The 2,135-nt window shown below is 41.6% G+C and carries 2 protein-coding genes; both read right to left on the bottom strand.

Features of this window, described 5'->3' with window-relative positions; all coding sequences use genetic code 11:
* Window positions 1–682: 682 nt before the first annotated feature.
* A complete protein-coding gene (locus BZG79_RS14555) occupies window positions 683–1,414 on the bottom strand; it encodes a hypothetical protein (RefSeq protein ID WP_077774761.1) in 732 nt (243 codons plus the stop codon).
* A 57-nt stretch (window positions 1,415–1,471) separates the two neighbouring features.
* Window positions 1,472–2,135: hypothetical protein (locus tag BZG79_RS14550; protein WP_077774760.1), on the bottom strand; the 664-nt coding region annotated here is incomplete at its 5' end.

Raw genomic sequence — 2,135 nt, 5'->3', positions numbered from 1 at the left:
ACACGCTAACATCAAGCTATTAAGTCGCTTTAAGTGCAGTTCAGGGCAGAATTGGTAGAGAGAATCGTGTAATATATTGAGTTCGCACATCTTGTTGTCTGGTTGCTTGTTTTTTGGCGAAATCATTTGATCACATAACAGGATGTGCATCTACCTTAACTTTATGATTTTTATCTAAATCATCAGGGGATTCCTCAGCGCAAAGCCACCTGCCCCAACAAAAGCARGAGGACCGAGCACAAACACGGTAATAACACAAACCACGATKCCCACCCACGCAAAACCACGCACKAYCTGATAAGCAACATCKGGGATCATGTCTTTTTCTGTATARTGAATACCCAGAGGCGTTAAGTGGTAACAGCGATGCTTRTCGGGGAAAAAAAGATACCTTGAGACTAATACCATCATCGTCATGAAAGAAAATAATCCCCAAAACGCAATAGAGTCTATAGTGAGCTCGTCGATTACAAACCATAGAAAGCAAAAAGGAGTTAGCCCTGCAAAAATTGATAGTCCCCAAATTCCAAGGTGATCAAATTTTCCACCCCATCCTTTATGTTCCCAATAGTGGCGAACTTCCACCTCGTAGAGCCTCTTTTCAATAGGATTTATAGTTTCGCTATTACTCAATTCTCAATCCAATGGTACGCATCATTCACTCTTCCCGAACTGAAGTGAGTTATTCGGTCGCTTTCTCTTCTTCTTGCTGATAAACAGGGTGTTTATACTTATCTTTCAGTCTTTTTATCTTTACGAACTCGATCCTAGGGAAGAGTGAACGTAATGTAGAAAGTAGTTCTTGCTTTTTATCGAGTGTTGCGGTGAATACATTTCCACCATAAGCATGCACATCCTGCTCTGCAGCTTCAAGTGACAGCACCCCATCATTCTCTAAGTCAAACACAACCGTACGCTCAGAAATCAAGATATAAGAGTGATTTACATTAGGACGAAAATTCGTCATGCCAAACGACATCAACGCAAAACCACCTGCCCCAACAAACGCAAGAGGACCAAGCACAAACACGGCAATAATACAGACTACGATCCCCACCCACGCAAAACCACGCACCACCTGATACGCAACATCGGGGATCATGTCTTTTTCTGTGTAATGAATACCCATAGAGGTTAGATAATAACAACGGTGCTTGTCAGGAATAAATAGATATCTTGTTATCAAAACTCCCATCACAGCCAAAGTGAAGCAAAACCAAAAAGCAGCACTCCACCAGGACGCATCACTAACAATCATTAAAAACGTTGGCAAAAACAAACCAATCATTAAAGAGAGAGCCCATCGAACAGTCGGGGAATAATTCCCATCTGGACCGACTTGCTCCCAGTTGTGCTCAACTCTATCTGTGTACAGTTGCTCTTCTAATCGTTCGACTGTTTCATTTGAGATCATTTAGTCTACTCTCACTTCAATGGTGCGTGTCATTAGCTTTCTCCGAATTGAAGTGAGTTATTCGGTCGGTTTCTCTTCTTCTTGCTGATAAACAGGGTGTTTATACTGATCTTTCAGTCTTTTTATCTTTACGAACTCGATCCTAGGGAAGAGTGAACGTAATGTAGCAAGTAGTTCTTGCTTTTGGTCGAGTGTCGTGGTGAATATATTTCCACCATAAGCATGCACATCCTGCTCTGCAGCTTCAAGTGACAGCACCCCATCGTTCTCTAAATCAAACACAACCGTACGCTCAGAAATCAATATATAGTGGTTATCAATAGAAGGACGAAAGTTTGTCATCCCAAACGACATCAGCGCAAAACCACCGGCCCCAACAAAGGCAAGAGGACCGAGCATAAACGCAGCAATAATACAAACCACAATACCCACCCACGCAAAACCACGTACTACCTGATAGGCAACATCGGGGATCATGTCTTTTTCTGTGTAGTAAATACCTAATGAGGTCAAGTGATAACAGTAGTGTTTATCAGGAGAGAGAAGGTACCTTGACACCAACACCATCATTGCCATGAAAAAAAACAACACCCAAAACTCAGGCGTATCAACAGTCAGTTCATCAATGACAGACCAAAGAAAAAGTAGAAATAGCACTGCGAATGAAATAGACCAAATCCAATCTAACAAATTATTATATTTGAAACCGGCTCCTTTATAT

Origin of the sequence: Salinivibrio sp. MA427, from assembly GCF_001996115.1 — a bacterium.
GTDB classification, from domain to species: Bacteria; Pseudomonadota; Gammaproteobacteria; order Enterobacterales; family Vibrionaceae; genus Salinivibrio; species Salinivibrio costicola.
Note: the sequence above shows the minus strand (reverse complement) of the source record. Positions and strands in the feature narration are given on the sequence as shown.